This window comes from Achromobacter sp. ACM02 (genome assembly GCF_014851605.1).
Taxonomy (GTDB): Bacteria; Pseudomonadota; Gammaproteobacteria; order Burkholderiales; family Burkholderiaceae_B; genus Achromobacter; species Achromobacter aegrifaciens.
In genome coordinates, this window is record NZ_JACUZY010000001.1 from 302662 (window position 1) to 319833 (window position 17172).

The 17172-nt window shown below is 67.3% G+C and carries 17 protein-coding genes; 16 read left to right on the forward strand and 1 reads right to left on the reverse strand.

The features are described from left to right. Positions 1–38 precede the first annotated feature (38 nt). Complete coding sequence (locus tag IB258_RS01385; RefSeq protein ID WP_054456751.1) at positions 39–737, reverse strand: GntR family transcriptional regulator; 699 nt, start codon at positions 735–737, stop codon at positions 39–41. A gap of 164 nt (positions 738–901) precedes the next feature. Between IB258_RS01385 and gabT the strand changes: the two genes are divergently transcribed. From gabT to IB258_RS01465, 16 genes are all read left to right on the forward strand, one after another. Further along, a complete protein-coding gene (gene gabT / locus IB258_RS01390; protein ID WP_192352017.1) occupies positions 902–2260 on the forward strand; it encodes a 4-aminobutyrate--2-oxoglutarate transaminase in 1359 nt (452 codons plus the stop codon). Positions 2261–2270: 10 nt separating this feature from the next. Beyond that, positions 2271–3251 (forward strand): aminopeptidase, encoded by a 981-nt coding sequence (locus IB258_RS01395; protein ID WP_175180816.1) that lies wholly within the window; start codon positions 2271–2273, stop codon positions 3249–3251. After that, positions 3248–4021, forward strand: a complete 774-nt coding sequence (locus tag IB258_RS01400) for an enoyl-CoA hydratase/isomerase family protein (protein WP_175180817.1) — start codon at positions 3248–3250, stop codon at positions 4019–4021. Before IB258_RS01395 ends, IB258_RS01400 begins: the two co-directional genes overlap by 4 nt. A gap of 29 nt (positions 4022–4050) precedes the next feature. Then, complete coding sequence (locus IB258_RS01405; protein ID WP_054456755.1) at positions 4051–5250, forward strand: CaiB/BaiF CoA-transferase family protein; 1200 nt, start codon at positions 4051–4053, stop codon at positions 5248–5250. 119 nt (positions 5251–5369) lie between these two features. Next, on the forward strand, positions 5370–6605 hold the full coding sequence (locus IB258_RS01410; protein WP_225588714.1) for an ABC transporter substrate-binding protein: 1236 nt from the start codon (positions 5370–5372) through the stop codon (positions 6603–6605). A gap of 27 nt (positions 6606–6632) precedes the next feature. Continuing rightward, complete coding sequence (locus tag IB258_RS01415; protein WP_054456757.1) at positions 6633–7508, forward strand: branched-chain amino acid ABC transporter permease; 876 nt, start codon at positions 6633–6635, stop codon at positions 7506–7508. A gap of 4 nt (positions 7509–7512) precedes the next feature. Then, on the forward strand, positions 7513–8415 hold the full coding sequence (locus IB258_RS01420) for a branched-chain amino acid ABC transporter permease (RefSeq protein WP_088140207.1): 903 nt from the start codon (positions 7513–7515) through the stop codon (positions 8413–8415). Next, positions 8412–9173 (forward strand): ABC transporter ATP-binding protein, encoded by a 762-nt coding sequence (locus tag IB258_RS01425; protein WP_054456759.1) that lies wholly within the window; start codon positions 8412–8414, stop codon positions 9171–9173. Before IB258_RS01420 ends, IB258_RS01425 begins: the two co-directional genes overlap by 4 nt. Continuing rightward, entirely contained in the window at positions 9170–9916 is a 747-nt protein-coding gene (locus IB258_RS01430) for an ABC transporter ATP-binding protein (protein WP_054456760.1), read from the forward strand. The genes IB258_RS01425 and IB258_RS01430 overlap by 4 nt, the downstream gene beginning before the upstream one ends. 81 nt (positions 9917–9997) lie before the next feature. After that, on the forward strand, positions 9998–11350 hold the full coding sequence (locus IB258_RS01435) for an amidase (protein ID WP_192352018.1): 1353 nt from the start codon (positions 9998–10000) through the stop codon (positions 11348–11350). 184 nt (positions 11351–11534) lie between these two features. Beyond that, the gene (locus IB258_RS01440; RefSeq protein ID WP_054456762.1) at positions 11535–12281 is read left to right on the forward strand and encodes an IclR family transcriptional regulator; all 747 of its coding nucleotides are present in this window, start codon (positions 11535–11537) and stop codon (positions 12279–12281) included. 74 nt (positions 12282–12355) lie between these two features. Next, entirely contained in the window at positions 12356–13099 is a 744-nt protein-coding gene (locus tag IB258_RS01445) for a transporter substrate-binding domain-containing protein (protein ID WP_119451092.1), read from the forward strand. Next, on the forward strand, positions 13096–13764 hold the full coding sequence (locus IB258_RS01450; protein ID WP_013393489.1) for an amino acid ABC transporter permease: 669 nt from the start codon (positions 13096–13098) through the stop codon (positions 13762–13764). Before IB258_RS01445 ends, IB258_RS01450 begins: the two co-directional genes overlap by 4 nt. Positions 13765–13811: 47 nt before the next feature. Continuing rightward, on the forward strand, positions 13812–14570 hold the full coding sequence (locus IB258_RS01455; RefSeq protein ID WP_175162966.1) for an amino acid ABC transporter ATP-binding protein: 759 nt from the start codon (positions 13812–13814) through the stop codon (positions 14568–14570). Continuing rightward, a complete protein-coding gene (gene hutG / locus IB258_RS01460) occupies positions 14567–15514 on the forward strand; it encodes a formimidoylglutamase (RefSeq protein ID WP_054456765.1) in 948 nt (315 codons plus the stop codon). The genes IB258_RS01455 and hutG overlap by 4 nt, the downstream gene beginning before the upstream one ends. Positions 15515–15811: 297 nt before the next feature. Then, positions 15812–17101, forward strand: coding sequence for a Glu/Leu/Phe/Val dehydrogenase (locus IB258_RS01465; RefSeq protein WP_054456766.1), 1290 nt, complete (start codon positions 15812–15814; stop codon positions 17099–17101). Positions 17102–17172: the final 71 nt, after the last annotated feature.

Sequence of the window (17172 nt, forward strand, 5' to 3'; positions counted from 1 at the left end):
GGCTTGCCCAAGGCCGGCCCGCAAGGGGCCGGCCCGATTCAGATCACGTAGTTCTTGTAGCGCTCGATGTAGTCGCGGGCGCTGCCGTTCAATTCGCGCACGCAGCGCTCGGCCTCGTCGCCGTCGCCGCGCACCATGGCGTCCAGCAGGGCGCGGTATTGCTTGATCCCCATCTCTGAGCGGCCCGGCAGCAGGGCCACGCGGCGCATCGACACGCGGGTGCGGTCGTAGATGCGCTCGATCATGTCGCTCAGCACCGGATTGCGCGCCAGTTCCTTGATGTGGTTGCGGAACTGCTCGATCGTGGCCACGTGCGCCTCGATGTCGCCGCTTTTCAGGCTTTGTTCGAAGGGCTCGCCCAGCAGGGCCTGCATCGCTTCCCAGTCGGCGGGCGTGGCGTTGGCCATGGCCAGCCGCACCGCCAGTCCGTCCAGGGCTTCGCGCACCTGATACAGGCGATAAGTGGTTTCCATGTCGACCAGGGCCACCACGGCGCCCTTGTTGGGCACCCGTTCCACCAGCGCGCGGTCTTCCAGCGTCGCCAGCACTTCGCGCGCCTTGGCGCGCGGGATGTCATAGGCCTGCGCCAGGTCTTCTTCCGGCACGCGGGTGCCGGGCAGCAAGGCCTGCGACGCAATGCGTTCCCGCATATCCAGTATGACTTCGTGGGTGGAGGCCGCCTTGCGTGTTTCGGGGGCGGCGGCGTCAGCAGAGGCAGTCGCGCGTTTAGTGGGCATGTAGGCACCTGGGTTGAGTGGGGCAAAGCATATCACAATTTGAACGCAAGATTGTGCACAATTTAGAATGCGTAGTTGTAAATCAGCATTGACACAATAAAACGCACAAGAATATAGTGGCTTCACTTCGTCGCCGTACCCACTCATCCAAGGAGCCCTGGGCAATGAAAGACGCCGCGCAGTCCCCTCAACTTCCCGGCCCGCAGTGCCAGGCATATCTGGCCCGGCGCAATGCCGCCGTCGCGCTGGGCGTGGCCAACGGGCCGCCGGTGTTCGCGGCCGCTGCCCGCGGCGCCACGCTGACCGATCTGGACGGACACGCCTACATCGATTTCGCTGGCGGCATCGGCACCCTGAACGTGGGACATGCGCACCCCGAGGTGGTGGCCGCCGTCCAGGCGCAGGCGGCGCGCTACCTGCACACCTGCTTCAACATCGTCATGTATCCGGAGTACATCGAGCTGGCCGAGGCGCTGGTCGACCTGGTGCCCGGATCCTGGCCCAAGAAGGCCATGTTGCAGACCACCGGCGCCGAGGCCGTGGAAAACGCCATCAAGGTGGCGCGCCGCGCCACCGGCCGGCAGGCGGTGGTGGCCTTCGAGAACGCGTTCCATGGCCGCACCTACATGGCGCTGTCCCTGACCGCCAAGGCGCCCGCCTACAAGACCGGCTTCGGTCCCTTCGCATCCGAGGTCTATCGCGCGCCGTTCCCGGTGCGCTACCGCTCGGGGCTGACCGAAGCCGAATGCGCCGAGGCCGCCTTCAACGAATTCCGCCGCCTGGTCGAAACCGAGGTCACGCCGGAGCAGGTCGCCGCGGTGATCATCGAGCCGGTGCAGGGCGAGGGCGGCTTCCATGCCGCGCCGCCCGCCTTCCTGCAGGCGCTGCGCGCCTACTGCACCCAACACGGCATCGTGCTGATCGCCGACGAGATCCAGTCTGGTTTCTGCCGCACCGGTGAATGGTTCGCCACCCAGCATGCCGGCATCGAGGCCGACCTTTACACCCTGGCCAAGTCCATGGGCGGCGGGCTGCCGATAGCGGCGCTGGTGGGGCGCGCCGACCTGATGGACGCGCCCGCCGTGGGAGGCCTGGGCGGCACCTATGGCGGCAACCCGCTGGCGTGCGCCGCGGCGCTCGCCACCATTGCCGTCATGCGGCGCGAAGACTACGCGGCGCGAGCCAGCGACCTGGGCGGCCGGGTGCGCACACGCTTTGCGGACTGGGCCGGCCAGTACGGCATCGTCGGCGACGTGCGTGGCCTGGGCGCCATGGTGGCGTTCGAAGTCGTGCGCGGCGCGGGCGACGACAGTCCCGCTGGCGATCTGGCGGCCCACATCGTGCAGGCCGCCTACCAGGGCGGGCTGGTGCTGGTGAAGGCGGGCTTTTACGGCAACGTGATCCGCTTCCTGGCGCCGCTTTCCATTACCGACGAGGAACTGGCCCGCGGCCTGGACATCCTCGGACGCGCGGTGGCCGACGCCCAGCGCATCGCCGACGCCCGCGCGTCGCAAGCGGCTTGAGGAGCGCGCCATGCATACATTGTTGAAACTGAAGAACGCGCGCAAGGTGGTCAGCCAGCTGGGCGCGGCCAAGCCGGGCATGGAAGTGCTGGTGCTGTATGACCTGCATACCCACCATAACGTGGAGCCCCTGGCCATTGCGGTGGACGAGGCGGGCGCCGGCCTGCATCTGCTGCAGATCGCCGGCTCCGCGCGCCACGGCCGGCAGTTGTCGCCGGTGGTGGCCCAGGCCATGCAGGCGGCCGACCTGGTCATCGCGCTGACCCGCGCCAATGCCGCGCACACCGATGCGCGCCAGCAGGCCACGCGCGCCGGGGTCGGCGTGATCGTGCTGCCCGAATCACACCTGCCCGATTTCTTTCTGGCCGAAGGCTGGGACTGCGATTTCGATGCGTTGCGCCCGCAGATCCAGGGGCTGGCCGACGCGCTGACCCGCGCCGACACCGCCCGCGTCACCAGCGAACTCGGCACCGACGTGACCATGAGCATCGCCGGCCGCCGCGGCCGCGCGCTGCACGGCTTTGCCAACACCACCGACATTTCGGCGGGCTATTGCCTGGAGTCCAGCCTGGCGCCCGTGGAAGGCACGGCCGAAGGCGTGATCGTGGTCAACGCCAGCATCCCCGGCGTCTCGCTGATCCGCGACGAACCCGTGCGCATCCATATGGAAAAGGGCATGGCGGTGGCGATCGAGGGCGGCGCGGTGGCGCGCCAGTTCCGCGATCTGCTGGCCAGCTTCAACGATCCGCTGGTCTACAACCTGGGCGAGCTGGGCGTAGGCATGAACCCGCGCTGCCAGCTGGACGGCACCATGCTGTCCGACGAATCGGTCTACGGCTCGATCCAGCTGGCGCTGGGCACCAGCGCCTACATCGGCGGCACCGTCAAGGCGGCGGCGCACTACGACACCATCGTCACCGACGCCACGCTGGAACTGGACGGCAGGGTGGTGCTCAAGGGCACCGAACTGCGCCTGGAGGGCGCGGCATGAGCATAGACCTGAGCCGCGACGCCGACGGCGTGGCCACCGTGCTGATGAACCGCCCGGAAAAGCGCAACGCGTTCACGCTGGACATGTACCGGGAATTCGGCCGGGTCATGCGCGAACTCGACGCCGACGACGACGTGCGCTGCGTGGTGCTGCGCGGCGCGGGCGGGGCCTTCTGTGCCGGCAGCGACATCGGCGGCTTCGAGGAAGACCGCGACGGCGCCGCGCAAGCGGCCGAATACGCGCTCTTCACCCTGTCCATGACCGACACGCTCAAGCACCTGCGCCATCCGACCGTGGCCTGCATCGAAGGCGTGTGCGTGGGCGGCGGGCTGGAGCTGGCCGCCCTGTGCGACATCCGCATCGGCGGGCGCAACAGCCGCTACGGCATCCCGGTGAATCGCATCGGGCTGACCGTGGACCACCAGGAACTGACCGACCTGATCCGCGTGGTGGGCGCTGCGCGCGTGCTGGAAATCCTGCTGGAAGGAAACATCTTCGGCGCCGAAGAAGCCATGTCCAAGGGGCTGCTGACCCGCGTGGTGGATGACGAACGCGTGGCGGAACAGACCTACGCGACCGCCCGCCGCATCGCCGCGGCGGCGCCGCTGGTCAACCGCTGGCACAAGCGCTTCGTGAGCCAGCTGCGCGAAGGACGCACATTGACTCCGGACGAACGCAGCGAAGCCTACGAATGCTTCGGCACCGAGGACTACCGGCGCGGCCGCGAGGCCTTCGCCGCCAAGCGCATTCCCGAATTCATCGGCCGCTGATCCGGCCACCGACCCAAGACGGACCGCATATGACTCAAGCTGCATCCCCCCTTGCCGGCATCAAGATCCTGGATCTTTCGCAGATCATGGCCGGGCCGTATTGCACCATGGTGCTGGCCGACCTGGGCGCCGAGGTCATCAAGGTCGAGAAGACCGGCGCCGGCGACGACTCCCGTGAAATGGGCCCCTATGTGAACGGCGAATCCACCTGTTTCGCCCAGATCAACCGCAACAAGCAGGGCGTGGCGCTGAACCTGAAGGACCCCGAGGCCCGCGAGGTGCTGTACGAGCTGGCGCGCTGGGCCGACGTGGTGGTGGAGAACTACCGCGTGGGCGTGACCAAGTCGCTGGGCGTGGACTACGAAACGCTGTCGCGCATCAATCCGCGCCTGGTGTATTGCTCCATCTCCGGCTACGGCCATTCCGGACCCTACGCGGGCAAGGGCGGCTTCGACCTGGTGGCCCAGGGCATGAGCGGCATCATGAGCATGACGGGCGAACCCGGCGGGCGGCCCCTGAAGTCGGGCATCGCCATCTATGACGTGGGGGCGGGCCTGACCGCGGTCTACGCCATCCTGGCCGCCTGCATCCACCAGATGAAGACGGGCGAGGGCCAGCACATCGACATCGCGCTGGCCGAGTGCGGACTGCCCTGGTTCGTCTGGGAAGCCGCCGCCTATTTTGCCGACGGCACGGTGCCGGAAGGCACCGGCAGCCGGCACCGCGTGTCGGCGCCATATCAGGCGTTCAACACGCGCCAGGGCTACATCATGATAGGCGCGGCCAACCAGCGCACCTGGGAACGCCTGTGCGCGGATGTGCTGGAACGGCCTGAACTGATCACCGATCCGCGCTTCATCACCAACTCCGACCGGCTGACCCACATTGCCGAGCTGGAACCCATATTGGAAGCGGAGTTTGCGCGCGCCGACGCGGCCGAATGGATCGAGCGCTGCGAACGGGCGTCCGTGCCCTGCGGTCCGATCAACGATTTCGGCCAGGCCATGCAGGACCCGCATTACCTGGCGCGCGGCATGGTGCAGGAACTGGACCATCCCGCGCTGGGCAAGATGAAGACCATCGGCATTCCGACCAAGTTTTCCAAAACGCCAGGAGCCTTGCGCACGGCGGCGCCGCTGATGGGCCAGCACACCGACGAGGTGCTGCGCCGCTTTGGCGTGGCGGAAGACAGAATTGCAGGCATGCGCGCCCGAGGAGTCATCGCGTAGCAGGCAAACCGCAGCAGGCAGTATCGAAGTCGCATCCAAGCTACAAGGGGACGCCGGCGTTGCTGACGCCGGCGGCTATTCGAAGTTGAACAAAGATGTTCACGCCGCAAGGAACCTTCATGACACAGCCCATCCATCTCTCCCGCCGCGGCTTTATCGCGGCCAGCGCCGCGCTGGCCGCCTGCGCCGCCGCGCCCTCCCTGGTCCGGGCGCAGTCGGCCCAGCCGTTCCGCCTGGGGGCGCTCAATTCCATCACCGGCGTCGGCGGCCCCTACGGGCCGGCCATGCTGGAAGCCATCAAGATCGCCATCGACGAGGTCAACGCCGCCGGCGGCGCCGCCGGCCGCAAGATCCAGCTCTACGCCGAAGACGACCAGACCAAGCCCGACGCCGCCGTGCTGGCCGTGAAGAAGCTGATCGAGATCAACAAGGTCGAGGCGGTGGTCGGCATCTGGCCGTCGTCGGTGGGCCTGGCCGCCATGCCCATCACCAATGCCGCGGGCCTCATCACCATGAACACCTGCGGCGCGCCGGAAATGCTGACCGAGAACAAGCAGGGGCTGGCCTGGATGTTCCAGGCGTCCAACGCCGTGTTCGGCCGCGCCTTTGCGGAAGTGGCGCGCCAGCGCGGCTTCAAGCGGCCGGCGGTCATGGCTTTCAATAACTCCACCTTCGTGGGGCAGGCCAACTACTTTCGTGATGCCTGGCAGGAGAAGGGCGGCAAGGTCAGCGCCTTCACCATCTACGAACCCAACCAGACCACCTACCGCACCGAGCTGACCAAGGTGCTGGCGTCCAAGCCCGACGTGATCTCGCTGAGCGCCTACCGGCCCGACGCCACCATCATCCTGAAGGAGTGGTTCCAGACCGGCCAGGACTGCAAGTTCATCATGCCCGGCTGGACCGCCAACGAAGACCTGGTGAAGGCGCTGGGCAAGGAAGCCACCGAGGGCATCATCTCGATCTCCAACGTCGCGGCCCACGAGCACCAGGCGTACAAGACCTTCGCCGCCGAATTCCGCAAGCGCACCAAGCGCGAGCCGGACATCTTTGCTTCGCAGTCCTACGACATGGTGATCACGCTGGCGCTGGCGATCGAGGCGGCAGGGGCCACCGCGGACGTGGCCGCCATCAACGGCAAGATCCGCGCCGTGACCGCGCAGGGCGGCGGTGAAAAGGTCAGCGGCTTTGCGCAAGGCCAGGCGTTGCTGCGCGCAGGCAAGCCGGTGGACTACGACGGCGCGTCCTCGCGCCTGGACTTCGGCAAGCAGGGCGAGACCGTGCCGGACTTTGGCGTCTTCGACATCCGCGACGGCAAGCTGGTGCTCAATGAAGTCATCGCCGGCAAAGTCTGACGATAAAAACACTAGGGGAACACAAGTATGGATGCAATCACCGTCATCAACGCCGGGATCAACGGCGTTGTGATCGGGATGCTGCTGGCCTTGCCGGCACTGGCGATCACGCTGGTGTTCGGCATCGCCCGCTTTCCCAATGCCGCCAGCGGCGACTACATGACGTTGGGCGCCTACGCCGCCGTCTTCACGCAGGCGCTGGCCGGCGGCTCGATGCTGGCGGGCGGCCTGGCCGCCGTCGCCGGCACCACCCTGGTCAGCCTGTTCTTCTATGCCTGGGTGTTCCGGCCGCTGGAGTCGCGCTCCAACGTGTCGCGCCTGATCGCGTCCATCGGCGTGGCGTTCGCGCTGCGCAGCACGATCACTTTCTTCGCCGGGCAGGACCAGTACACCTTCGACCTGCCGCTTACGCGCGCCTGGAATTTCGGCGGCGTGCGCATTTTGCCTACCGATCTCTACATCGTCGGCACGGCGGTGGCGGCGCTGGCGCTGGTGTTCGCGCTGATGCACATGACGCCCACTGGGCGGCGCATGCGGGCGGTGGCCGACAACCCGGAGCTGGCCGCGGCCAGCGGCATACGCGGACGGCGCGTGATGATCACGCTGTGGAGCATCGCGGGCGCCTATTGCGGGCTGGGCGGCGTGCTGCTGGGCATCAAGGCAGTGGTGATCCCCGAACTGGGCTGGGAACTGTTGATGCCCATGTTCGCGGCCGTGATCCTGGGCGGCATCGGCAATCCGGTGGGCGCCATCGTCGGGATCATGGTGTTCAGCATTGCGCAGGAAATCGCCAGCCTCGTGGTGGGACCTGCCTACAAGATCGTGTTCGCCTTCGCGGTGCTGCTGTGCGTGCTGCTGCTGCGTCCCCAGGGCATCTTCGGCCGTCCGATGGCGGCGAGGTGAAATCATGGAAGCCTATCTGATTGCTATCGCCATCGGGATCCTGATCTACATGCTGCTGGCCTTCGGTCTGTCGCTGCATTACGGGTTCACCGGACTGATCAACTTCGGCCACGTCGGCTTCTTCGCCATCGGCGCCTATACCTCGGCCCTGCTGTCGCTCAAGGGCGTGCCCATCCCCATCTCCATGGCGGCGGCCGCGGCCTTCGCGGCGTTGGCCGCGTGGCCGCTGGGCATGATCGCCTTGCGGCTGGGCAGCGACTACCTTGCCATCGTGACGCTGGGCTTCTCCGAGTCGGTGCGCATGATGCTGCAGACCGAGGAATGGCTGACGCGCGGGATGCACGGCCTGCCAGGCATCCCGCGGCTGTTCGCGGGCTGGGCCTCGCCGCAGACGGTGGACCTGTGGATCATGCTGCTGCTTCTGGCGGTCAACGCCGGCGCGTTGTTCCTCATCCATCTGGTGATACGCAGCCCGTTTGGCCGCGTGATCGAGGCGGTGCGGGACAACGAAGTCGCGGTGCGGGCGCTGGGCAAGGACCCGGCCCGCTTCAAGACCCGTTCGCTGATGCTGGGCGCGGGCCTGGCCGGCCTGGCGGGCGCCTTCCAGGCGCACTACCTGACCTTCATCAGCCCCGAGCAGTTCGTGCCGCTGATCACCTTCTACATCTGGATCGCCATCATCCTGGGCGGAGTGGGGCGCTTGAGCGGCGTGGTGGCCGGCACGGTGCTGCTGGTCGGATTCCTGGAAGGTTCGCGCTTCGTGCGGGACTTCGTCGGCGGCATCTCGGAGGTGCAGATGGCCAGCGTGCGCATCGGCGTCATCGGCCTGGCGCTCATCTGCGTGGTGCTTTACCGGCCCCAGGGCATTTTCGGCAATGCTGCCGCTACCCGCAGGAGAAAGGCATGACGCTGCTTTGCATCAAAGGGCTGAGCGCCAGCTTCGGCGGCTTCAAGGCGCTGGACGACGTGTCGCTGGAAGTGCGCAAGGGTGAAATGGTGGGGGTGATAGGCACCAACGGCGCGGGCAAGAGCACGCTGTTCTCGGTGGTCACGGGCTACATTCCGCCCAGTTCCGGGTCCGTGCGCTTCGCGGACGAGGACATCACGGGTGTGGCCGTGCACCAGCGCGTGCGCCGGGGCCTGGCCCGCACCTTCCAGGTGCCGCGCGAGTTCAGCCAGCTGACGGTCTTCGACAACATGATGGCGGCGGCGCCGGACCAGCGCGGCGAAAAGCTGGCGGCGCTGGTGTTCGCCCGCCGTGAGGTGGCCCGCGAAGAGGCGCGCAACGCCGAGCGCGTGCATGAACTGCTGGCCTTCCTGAACCTGTCGCGGGTCGCGGACGAGCCCGCCGGGAAACTGTCGGGCGGCCAGAAGAAGCTGCTGGAGCTGGGACGGCTCTTGATGCTGGAGCCGCGCTGCATCCTGCTGGACGAGCCGTTCGCCGGCGTCAACCCGGTGCTGATCGAGGAGCTGTCGGCGCGCATCGTGGAACTCAACCAGCGCGGCCTGACCGTCGCCATCATCGAACACAACCTGGAAGAGCTGTCGCGCATCGTGCCGCGCATGTACGTCATGGACCGCGGCCGCGTCATCGCCGAAGGCACGCCCGACAGCGTCCTGGCCAATGAACAGGTGCGCGAGGCGTACATGGGGGGAGTGATATGAGCCAGCTCGTCATGCAAGGCCTGTCCGGCGGCTACGGCGAGGTCGATATCGTGTCCGGCATCGACATGCACGTGGCGCCGCGCGAGATCGTTACCATCGCCGGCACCAACGGCGCAGGCAAGTCCACGCTGGTCAAGGCGGTGATGGGCCTGTTGCCGCGCATCGCCGGCACCATGGCCTTTGACGGCCGCGACCTGCTCACGCTGCCGGTCGAGGAGCGCGTGCGCATCGGTATCTCCTATGTGCCGCAGGTGCGCAATGTGTTCGGCGCGCTGACCGTGCTGGAGAACCTGCAGGTGGTGGAACACGTGCAGGCGCGTGAAAAGCGCATTCGCGACATGTTCGAGCTGTTCCCGGCGCTGGCCGGGCGGCGCAAGACCCACGCCGAGAACCTGTCCGGCGGCGAACGCCAGCAACTGGCCTTCGCCCGGGCGCTGATGTCCTCGCCGCGCCTGATGGTGCTGGACGAACCGTCCGCCGCCTTGTCGCCGGCGCTGACCGAGCAGGTGTTCGCCGAAGTGCGGCGGTTGCCGCAGATCGGCGTGGGCGTGCTGATGGTGGAGCAGCGCGCGCGCCAGGCGCTGGCGTTCAGCGATCGCGGCTACATCCTGGATTCCGGCCGCATCGTGCTGACCGACACGGGGCAGGCGCTGCTGGCCAACCAGCATATGAGCGACCTGTACATAGGACGGGGCGGCCACGCGGGCGCGGACCGTCCGCCCGGCGGCAGCATCCCCGCTTGAAACCGCCAGAGCCATCCCGCCGGCAGCCGCCGTCGCGGATGGCAAATCCATATTTCCATATCCCTTTGCAGGAGCCGTATCTTGCCCACTTCCGAAACCATGGTTTCCCCGGCGTCCGTTGCGCGCCGCCCGGCGCCCGACGCCATCGCCGCCTTGACCGCCACCCAGGGCCTGGCCGCGCTGGAGCAGGGCACGCTGACCTGCGAAGCCTGGGCGCGCGCCTGCCTGGACCGCATCGAAGAGCGCAACGGCGGCGTCAAGGCCTGGGTCCGGGTGGACGCCGAGGGCGCGCTGGCCCGCGCCCGTGAATGGGACCGCCACGGCCGGCGGCGCGCGCTGGACGGCGTGCCGCTGGGCATCAAGGACACCATCGACACGGCGGCCATGCCCACCGAATTGGGCGACCCCGAGATCTTCCCCGGCCGCCAGCCCGAGGCCGACGCGCCCGTGGTGACGCAGGCGCATGAGCTGGGGTTCAACGTGCTGGGCAAGAACACCGTGTCGCGCCACGCCATCATGCTGCCGGGGCCTGCGCGTAATCCGCATGACCTGACCCGCACACCGGCCGCGTCCTCGGCCGGTTCGGCGGCGGCCGTTGCCGATTTCATGGCGCCGCTGTCCATCGGCACGCAGACGGCGGGTTCGATTCTGCGGCCCTCGGCGTTCTGCGGCGCGGTGGGCTTCAAGCCCACGCTGGACGCCATTCCCTACGTGGCGATCCGGCGCTATTCGCGGGTGCTGGACGTGATCGGACCGATCTCGCGTTCGGTCGACGACGCGGCCTTGTTCATGCGGGCGTTTACCGGCGATCCCCGGTTCGATCCGGCCTCCACATTGCGCAGCGATTTCCGCCTGGGCGTTTGGCGGCCGAAGGACTGGGCCGACACCGAGCCCTGCATGCGCGAAAGCTTCGAGGCCAATCTGCGCGCCTTGTCGGCCGCAGGCGTCAAGGTCACGGAACTGGCCATGCCCGCAGCCTTCGACACCATGGGCGAGGCGCAGGACGTGATCATGGCCTACGACCTGGCGCGCGAGTACGCCGCCATCAAGCGCGATCATGCGGCGCTGTGCGATCCCGGGCTGATCGCGTACCTGACGATGGGCGAGGGCCTGTCCGCGGCCGAGTACGCGGGGGCGCTGGATGCCGCCGACGCATGCCGCCGGGCGTTCTACGACGTTGCGCGCGAAGTCGACGCAGTGGCCATGCCGTCCACGCTGGGCGAGGCGCCGCCGGCCAGCTCCACCGGCAGCTCCGCCTTCATCCGCATCTGGTCGCTGCTGCACAACCCGTCCATCACCTTGCCGGTGGCGCGCGGCCCCAATGGCCTGCCGCTGGGCTTCCAGATGGTCGGCTTCGTGAAGGAGGACGCGCGGCTGCTGTACTGGGCGCGTTGCGCCGAGCGCATCCTGGGGTCGACCGCGCACCAGCCCTGACCGGCCTCTGGCCGCGGCTTGCGCCGCCGTGCGCCGCCGGGGCGCGGCGGATGCTTTGGCGCCTTCGGGCGCCTTTTTTGCGTCTGGGCTCTGGGGTTTTCCCTATTCATTCTCAGTATTCGGGAATAAAAAGCAGGGTAAGAGCCATAAATTGATAATCTGCGCTCCGTTAGCTTGGAGCCAAATGTTGAAAGCGGATCTATCAGTGGGGGCAGGCGCGGATCGCGTGCTGTATGTGCTGGCCACCCTGGCCAGGCACGACGGCCCCCTCAGCATCGCCGCGCTGGCCGAACAGACCGGCCTGGCGCAAAGCACCCTCTACCGCCAGGTGGCGCTGCTCAAGCGCTGGGGCTTCGTCGCCGAGCACGATGGCGAGTACGGTCCCGGCCCGCTGTGCGTGCAGTTGGCCTGGGGCTTTGACCAATCCTCGTTCCTGATCCATGAAGCGCAGCCCGACATGGCCGCGCTGGCCGCCGCTTCTGGCGAAACCATAGGCTTGCTGGTGGCGGTCAAGGATCAGGCCGTGTGCCTGGACATGATCGAGAGCCAGCATCCGCTGCGCTGTTCCTTCACCAAGGGGCGCGGCCTGCCGCTGGCGCGCGGCGCCTCGGCCAAGTCGCTGCTGGCTTTCATGCCGCTTGCCCGACAGCAGGCCGCGTTGGCGTATCTGGCGGCCGAGGCCGACGTGGACGCCGGCCGGCTGGGCCACGAACTGGAAGCCATCCGCACCCAGGGCTATGCCGTCACCGACAGCGAAGTCGATGCCGGCGTCTGGGGCGTCAGCGTCCCCATTTTTCAACGCGCCAACCAGGCCGTGGCCTCGATCACGCTGATGGCGCCGTCGACCCGGGCCGCCCAGCGGCCCGAGGCATTGACCGAAATGACCGTGGCCGCGGCCCGGCGCATCTCGGCGAAGCTGCAAGCTCATTAAGACCGCATTCTTCCATTCCACGCCGTACCCGTAGACACCCGACTGCCGTATCCATATTCCATAGAGGACCCACCATGACCACTCGCCGCACACTGCTGACCGCCGCCCTGACGCTGGGCCTCGCCTGGAGCGCCGCCCCGGCGTTTGCCCAGGACACCATCCGCGCCGTCACCGACGCGACCTTCCCGCCGATGGAGTTCGTCAAGGACGGCAAGCGCACCGGCTTCGACATCGAACTGGTGGAAGCCCTGGCCGGCGCCATGGGCAAGAAGGTCGAATGGATCGACATCGACTTCAAGGGCCTGATTCCCGCGCTGCAGGCCGGCCGCGCCGACATTGCCGTGTCCGCCATCTACATCACGCCCGAACGCGCCAAGGTGGTGGACTTCACCGATCCGTACTACGCGGGCGGCCTGGTCGTGATGACCAAGAAGGACGGCCCGGTCAAGACCCTGAAGGACTTGGACGGCCGCAAGGTGTCGGTGCAGGTGGGCACCAAGTCGGTCAACTACCTGAAGGAACACTACCCGGCGGTGCAGCGCGTGGAAGTCGAGAAGAACCAGGAGATGTTCAACCTGGTGCAGATCGGACGCGCCGAAGCCGCCGTGACCGGCAAGCCTGCCGCCAAGCTGTTCGCCCAGAGCACGCCGGACCTGACGGTGCTGAACGACCAGATCACCACCGAGGACTACGGCATCGCCGTGCCCAAGAACAAGCCGGAGCTGACCCGTGAGCTGAACGCCGCGCTGCAGAAGCTCAAGGCCGACGGCAGCTACCAGGCCATCGTCAACAAGTGGTTCGAGGCCCCCGCGAAATGAACCTGGATTTTTCTCCCGTCTTTGCCGACTTCGGCGCGCTGATCAATGGCGCCGTGGTCACCGTCGAGGTGACCGCGGGCGCCTTGCTGCTGGCCTGCGTCATCGGCCTGCTGGTGGGCGTGGGACGCCTGAACCCCAAGCGCTACGTCATCTACAACCTGTGCAGCGTTTATTTGCTGCTGTTCCGCGGCACGCCCTTGCTGGTGCAGCTGTTCATCTGGTTCTTCGGCCTGCCGCATTTCGGCATCACCCTGCCGGCGTTCGCCTGCGGCGTGCTGGGCCTGGGCATGTACTCGGGCGCCTACGTGTCCGAAATCGTGCGCGGCGCGATCCAGTCGGTGGACCGCGGCCAGACCGAAGCGGCGCGCTCGCTGGGCATGTCGTCCGGCCAGGCCATGCGCATCATCGTGCTGCCGCAGGCCGTGGTGCGCATGATCCCGCCGCTGGGCAATGAATTCATCGCGCTGATCAAGAACTCGGCCCTGGTGTCGCTCTTGACGATCCATGACCTGATGCATGAAGGCCAGAAGATCATCAGCGTGTCCTATCGCTCGCTGGAAACCTATCTGGTGGTGGCGCTGATTTATCTGATCCTGACCACGGCCACCATGCTGGTGCTGCGCAAGGTTGAACACCGCCTGCGCGCGGGAGGGATGGTGCAATGAACTCCGCAATGAACTCCGCTACGACCCGGGCCGCGGATCCGCAAGAAATGATCCGCATCCGCGGCCTGCGCAAGTCCTACGGCGACCACGAGGTCTTGCGCGGCATCGACTTCGACGTGCTGCCGTCCCAGGTGGTGGTGGTGATCGGGCCCAGCGGCTCGGGCAAGAGCACCTTGCTGCGCTGCTGCAACGGCCTGGAAGTGGCGCAGACCGGCACCATCGACATCTGCGGCCAGACCCTGCTGGACCACGGCGAGCTGTTGCCCGAGGCCGAGCTGAACCAGCTGCGCATGCAGGTGGGCATGGTGTTCCAGGGCTTCAACCTGTTCCCGCACCTGTCGGTGCTGGACAACGTGACGGTCGGTCCGCGCAAGCTGCGCGGCATGGGCCGCGAAGAAGCGCATGCGCTGGCGGCGGACCTGCTGGACAAGGTCGGCCTGGGCCAGAAGATGTCGGCTATGCCGGCCAGCCTGTCCGGCGGGCAGAAGCAGCGCGTGGCCATCGCCCGCGCGCTGGCCATGCAGCCCAAGGTCATGCTGTTCGACGAGCCGACCTCGGCGCTGGATCCGGAGCTGGTGGGCGAAGTGCTGCAGGTCATGAAGCTGCTGGCCAAGGAAGGCATGACCATGATGGTGGTCACGCACGAAATGGGCTTCGCCCGTGACGTGGCCGACGTGGTGGCGGTGATGGACGGCGGCGTGATCCTGGAATCCGGTTCGCCCGACGTGATCTTCACGCAGCCGCGGGAGCCGCGCACCCGCGAGTTCCTGCAGGCGGTGCTGAACGCGGGGCAGGGGGCGGCATGAGCGTGGCGCAATTCGACCCAAGTCTCTGGAAGGCCCGCGACGACAGCGCCGAACAGGGCGACACGCGCCGCCTGGCGCATATCGTCGAAGCGGCCAGTGGCCAAGCCCGCAAGGGCGAGGCGGTGCTGCTGGGCTTTGCCTGCGACGCCGGCGTGGCCCGCAACCAGGGCCGCATCGGCGCGGCCGAAGGCCCGTCGGCCATCCGCAAGTTCCTGGCGGGCCTGCCGGCCCACGGCCTCACGCGCTTGCTGGACGCGGGCGACGTGGCCTGCGAGGGCGACCGGCTGGAGGACGCACAGGAGCAACTCGGCCTGCGCGTGGCGGAACTGATGGAGCAGGGCGCACGCCCGCTGGTGCTGGGCGGCGGCCATGAGATCGCCTGGGGCAGCTTCCAGGGCCTGGCGCGCTGGCTGGACGCCCGCGGCGACACGGAACCCGTGCTGGTGCTGAACCTGGACGCGCACTTCGACCTGCGTACCGGGCGGCCCGGCAGTTCCGGCACGCCCTTCGACCAGATCTCGCGCTATTGCGAGGAACGCGGCCGGGCCCTGCAATACGCCTGCCTGGGCGTATCGCGGCTGGCCAATACGCCGGCGCTGTACGCGCGCGCCGCCGAAGTCGGCGCGGTCTGGGTCGAGGACCGCGACATGCAGGAGCGCCATCTGGCCGCGCGCCTGGCCAACGTCGACGCCTTGCTGGCCCGGGCCCGGCACGTCTACCTGACCATAGACCTGGACGTGCTGCCCGCGGCGGTCATGCCCGGGGTGTCGGCGCCGGCGCCCTATGGGGTGCCGCTGGCGGTGATCGAGGAAATCGTGCTGCGGGTCAAGGCCAGCGGCAAGCTGCGCCTGGCGGACATGGCGGAGTTCAACCCGCGGTTTGACGTGGACGGCCACGGCGCGCGGGCGGCTGCCCGCCTGGCCTGGCAGTTGTTGAACGATTGAGCGGACCGACGTCTCATCCTTCGGATGGGGGCAGGACCATACGGGGCGGTTTCCTGGGAGGAAACCGCCCCGTTTTTCGTCCTCCTTATGGCGGGCGGCAGGGCTTGCAGCTTATGGCTGGCAGGCTGGACGCTGCCGATTTGGCGGCTTAGGATAAGGGCAGCATCAGGCTTGGGTTTGCGGCCCGTTCAACCGCCGCAACAGTTATGTGTCCCCAATTAAAATATTTTCGTTTTAAATGGGGACGCTATAACTTTCGTGGATAAAATGGCGCAACTTTGTCAGGAGAGCCAGCTCATGTCTCAAACTCCCACCCACGCATTGCCGTCTTATCTGAACGCCGAGGACCTCGGCCCCTGGGGCAACTATCTGCAACAAGTCGACCGGGTAACCCCGTATCTTGGTTCGCTGGCGCGTTGGGTCGAGACCCTGAAGCGCCCGAAGCGTTCCCTGATCGTCGATGTGCCGATCGAACTCGACAACGGCAGCATTGCCCACTTCGAGGGCTACCGCGTCCAGCACAACACCTCGCGCGGCCCCGGCAAGGGCGGCGTGCGTTTCCACCAGGACGTCACGCTCTCCGAAGTGATGGCGCTGGCAGCCTGGATGTCGATCAAGAACGCTGCGGTGAACCTGCCTTACGGCGGCGCCAAGGGCGGCGTGCGCGTCGATCCGCGCAAGCTGTCGGCCTCCGAACTCGAGCGCATGACGCGCCGCTACACCTCGGAAATCGGCGTCATCATCGGACCGTCCAAGGACATCCCGGCGCCTGACGTGAACACCAACGCCCAGACCATGGCCTGGATGATGGACACGTACTCCATGAACGAAGGCGCCACCGCCACCGGCGTGGTCACCGGCAAGCCGATCGCGCTGGGCGGCAGCCTGGGCCGCGTGGAAGCCACCGGCCGCGGCGTGTTCGTGGTGGGCTGCGAAGCCGCGCGCGATCTCAATATCGACGTGTCCAAGGCGCGCGTGGTGGTGCAGGGCTTCGGCAACGTGGGCGGCACCGCCGCCCGCCTGTTCCATGAAGCCGGCGCCAAGGTCATCGCCGCGCAGGACCACACCGGTACCGTCCACAATCCCGCGGGCCTGGACGTGCACAAGCTGCTGTCCTACGTGTCGCAACATGGCGGCGTGGGCGGCTTCTCCGGCGGCCAGGCGATGGACAAGAACGAGTTCTGGACGCTGGAAACCGAATTCCTGATCCCGGCCGCCCTGGAAAGCCAGATCACCGTCGACAACGCCGCCAAGGTGCGCGCGAAGATCGTCGTGGAAGGCGCCAACGGCCCGACCACGCCGGAAGCCGACGACATCCTGGCCGAACATGGCGTCTACGTGGTGCCGGACGTGCTGGCCAATGCCGGCGGCGTGACGGTCAGCTACTTCGAATGGGTGCAGGACTTCTCCAGCTTCTTCTGGAGCGAGGACGAGATCAACCAGCGCCTGGAGCGCCTGATGCGCGAAGCCTACGCGTCGGTGTCGCAAGTGGCCAAGGAACACAAGGTCACCCTGCGCACGGCGGCGTTCATCGTCGCTTGCACGCGCATCCTGCAAGCGCGCCAGGTGCGCGGCCTGTACCCCTGATACCCGATACGGCGGGGCGTCCCCGGACGTCACGCCGAGGAGGGCAGGAGACAAAAACGGAAATCGCCCCG